General features: G+C 34.3%; 2 protein-coding genes and 1 pseudogene. All 3 read left to right on the top strand.

Going from position 1 to position 4,026, the window contains the following annotated elements; translation table 11 throughout:
* The coding region (locus tag ACT8VG_RS08230) for a toprim domain-containing protein (RefSeq protein WP_440251516.1) at nucleotides 1-1,039 on the top strand (1,039 nt) is incomplete at its 5' end.
* Nucleotides 1,040-1,049: 10 nt separating this feature from the next.
* On the top strand, nucleotides 1,050-3,599 hold the full coding sequence (gene parC / locus ACT8VG_RS08225) for a DNA topoisomerase IV subunit A (RefSeq protein ID WP_444195602.1): 2,550 nt from the start codon (nucleotides 1,050-1,052) through the stop codon (nucleotides 3,597-3,599).
* A 71-nt stretch (nucleotides 3,600-3,670) separates the two neighbouring features.
* Nucleotides 3,671-4,026: pseudogene (locus ACT8VG_RS08220) on the top strand (ribosome biogenesis GTPase YqeH); the annotation flags it as partial.

Below are 4,026 nucleotides of genomic sequence, written 5' to 3'. Positions count from 1 at the left end.
AAAATATGCTTTATTAAAAACAAAAGATAAGAATCTTGAAGGTAGTGATGTACGTGAAGGATTGAATGCAATTATTTCTGTTAAGATTCCAGAAAAGTATCTTCAGTTTGAAGGACAGACTAAATCTAAGCTTGGTTCTCCTATTGCTCGTAATATTCTAGAAAATGTGACTTTTGAACGTATTACTTATTTCTTAGAAGAAAATAAAGATATTGCAGAGAAACTGATTGAAAAGATGATCAAGGCAGCTAATGCAAGACAGGCAGCACGTAAAGCTAAGGAGCAGGCAAGAAAAGGTAAGAATAACCGTGAAGCAAAATTCTTAAGTGGTAAGTTAGCACCTGCACAATCCAAAAATAAGCGTAAGAATGAATTGTATCTTGTCGAAGGTGATTCTGCCGGAGGTAGTGCAAAACAGGGGAGAGACCGTAAATTCCAGGCTATTCTTCCACTTCGTGGTAAGGTTATTAATACAGAAAAAGCAACACAGGCAGATATCCTAAAGAATGAAGAAATCAGTACAATGATTAATACAATTAATGCAGGTGTAGGTGCTGATTTTAATGTGGATGATAGTGCTTATGATAAGATTATCATCATGACCGATGCCGATACTGATGGGGCACATATCCAGATCTTATTGCTTACATTCTTCTATCGTTATATGCGTGGTTTGATTAAAGCAGGTAAGGTTTATATTGCCATGCCACCTCTTTATAAAGTTTCTAAGAAGTCTGGCAAGAAAGATAATGTTATTTATTGCTGGGATGAAAAAGATTTAGAAGCCGCTCGTAAGAAAATGGGAAGAGGCTATGATGTACAGCGTTACAAAGGTCTTGGTGAAATGAATGCAGAACAGTTATGGGAAACAACTATGAACCCTGAAACTCGTACTCTTATTCAGGTGACTATCGATGATGCAGCAATTGTAGAAAGAAGTGTCTCTGTATTAATGGGTGATAAAGTACAACCTAGACGTGAATGGATTGAAAACAATGTACAGTTCTCATTAGAAGATAGCTTCTTTATGGAAGGATAGGTGATCAAACATGACAGAAAAAAATATTATTATGTCCTTAGAGGATATCATGGGTGACCGCTTTGGACGTTATTCTAAATATATTATCCAGGATCGTGCATTACCTGATGTAAGAGATGGATTAAAACCAGTACAAAGAAGAATTTTATATGCTATGTGGAAGGAAGGAAATCTTCCTACTAAACCATATCGTAAGTCTGCTAAGACTGTTGGTACAGTTATTGGTAATTATCATCCTCATGGTGATTTTTCTGTTTATGAAGCGATGGTCCGTTTATCACAGGACTGGAAGATGCGTATGCCTTTAGTAGATATGCAGGGGAATAACGGGTCTATTGATAATGACCCGGCTGCTGCCATGCGTTATACTGAAGCACGATTAGCACCAATTGCGTTAGATTTAATTAAAGATATAGATAAAGAAACAGTGCCAATGGCACTTAACTTTGATGATACAGAATATGAACCAACTGTATTCCCAGCTAAGTATCCTAACCTATTAGTCAATGGGGCCACAGGTATTTCAGCTGGTTATGCCACTGATATTCCTCCTCACAACTTAGAGGAAGTCATTGATGCTACTATTTACCGTATTAAGCATCCTCATTGTTCATTTAATGAACTTCATCAATTTATTAAAGGGCCTGATTTTCCAACAGGTGCTATAGTAGAAGGGGCAAATGATATTGCGACAGCCTTAAGAACTGGTCGTGGTAAGGTTGTTGTCCGTTCACGTTATAAGATTGTTGAACAGAAAAATATCAATCAGATTCTTATTACAGAAATTCCTTATGAAGTCAATAAAGCTGAACTTGTAAGAAAGATGGCTGAAATTCAGTTTAATCGTGATATTGATGGAATCGTTGAAGTCAGAGATGAATCTGACCGTAATGGATTATGTATTGCGATAGATTTAAAGAAAGATGTTGATGCAAGAAATACATTAAACTACTTCTTTAAAAATACAGATTTGCAGAAGAACTATAACTATAATATGACTGCAATCAAAGATAAGCGTCCAGTACTTATGGGTATTGAAGATATTCTTGATGGCTATATCAAGCATGAATGTGAAGTCGTAACTAAGCGTTCTATTTTTGATCTTAATAAAGCACAGGAACGTGAGCATATAGTAGAAGGGCTTATTAAGGCTATTTCTATTCTGGATGAAGTTGTAAAAACAATTCGCGCATCTAAAGATAAATCAGATGCAAAAGTGAATTTAATGAATGCTTTTGGCTTTACTGAAAGACAGGCAGAAGCCATTGTGACTTTACAGCTTTATCGTTTAACTAATACTGATATTGTATCATTAGAAAATGAACAGAAAGAATTACAGGCTCTTATTGAAAGCTTAAATGCGATTTTAAATAGTGAAAAAGTATTAAGAAAAGTAATTATAAATGAGTTAAATGAGGTTAAGAAAAAATATCCAACACCTCGTCTCACTGAAATCAAAGATGAAATCATGGATACATCCGTCAATCAGCAGGCAATGATTATTTCTGAAGATGTGTATGTTTCTATTACACGTGACGGGTATTTCAAAAAGATTTCTACACGTTCTTATAAGGCATCTGATGAAAATACATTTGGTAAGAAAGATACGGATATGCTTGTTGACCTTTTTGAAGCCAATACACTCGATGTTATTCTTTCATTTACTAACAAGGGTAACTATTGTTTTGTCCCTGTTTATAAGTTAGAAGACTTCAAGTGGAAGGATTTAGGCAAACATCTAAGTTATTTAATTAAATTAGGTAATGATGAGAAGATTATTGGTAATATTCTTGTAAAATCATTCGATTTAGACCAATATGTTGTCTTATCAAGTAAGAATGGACAAATTAAACGTGTAAGTATTAAAGACTTTAATGTTAGCCGTTTCTCTAAGCCATTAAAGTGTATGAACTTGAAAGACAATGATGAATTAGTGAGTGTTGATATCAGTGATGGAACAAAGGGTATTATTACTGTCACTAAAGCAGGATATGGTACTTTATATAGTGAAGATGAAATATCTGTATTAGGTGTAAAAGCAGGTGGTGTAAAGGGTATTAATATGCGTGATGATGAAGTGGCCTTTATGTGTGTCTTTGATCCTTCAGTTGTCTCTTCTTTATTACTTATTTTAAACCCTGCACATTTCAAACGTATACATATCAGTGATATCCCAGCATGTCATCGTGCAACAAAAGGAACATTACTATTTAAGTCATTAAAGACTAAACCAACTAAAATCTTCACTGGATTCATCTCTAATCCACAGGATGAATTTATAGTTAAGAGTGGTACAGAAACAATGAAGATTGTATCTAAAGATATTAGCTTTGGTGCACTAAGTGCTAAGGCCAATACTTTAAAACAATGTCCATTTGACTTTATTGATGATGTACATCTCACTCGTTCTATGATTATTGAAGAGCATGTACAAAAGAAAGTAGAAGAAAATAAAGTAGATCTTACAATTAAAGATCCAAATCTCTTTGATGAAATGGAAGGGGACCCTGATACTGAGTTCGAATTCATTTCAATGGATGATTATCTTGATGAAAAGTAGGAAATATCCTTGCTAGCTCTATGTAATTGAATAAAAATAGTGTAAAATGACCTAAGAAAAGGAAGGTATATATGACAGAAATAAGATGTTATGGATGTGGCGCCATCATTCAAAGCGCTGATACAAAAAAGCCTGGCTATGTGCCAGAATCTGCTTTAAGCAAGGAAAAGATTCTTTGTCAGAGATGTTATAAATTAATGCATTATCATCAGAAGATGGAATCTCATTTAACTAAAGATGATTTCTTACATGTTTTACAGACTGTAGGAGAAAAAGATTGTTTAGTTGTTTATATCGTTGACTTATTTGACTTTAATGGTTCTCTTGTGCCTGGTCTTATGCGTCATATTGGATATAATGATGTACTTGTACTTGCGAATAAGAGAGATATCTTACCTAAGTCTTTAAAGGAACATAGACTTAATAC

It is taken from the genome of Catenibacterium sp. (assembly GCF_052354645.1).
In the GTDB taxonomy this organism is placed as follows: Bacteria; Bacillota_I; Bacilli_A; order Erysipelotrichales; family Coprobacillaceae; genus Catenibacterium; species Catenibacterium mitsuoka_A.
The sequence above is the reverse complement of the archived record's forward strand: the minus strand, read 5'-3'. Positions and strand labels throughout refer to the sequence as shown.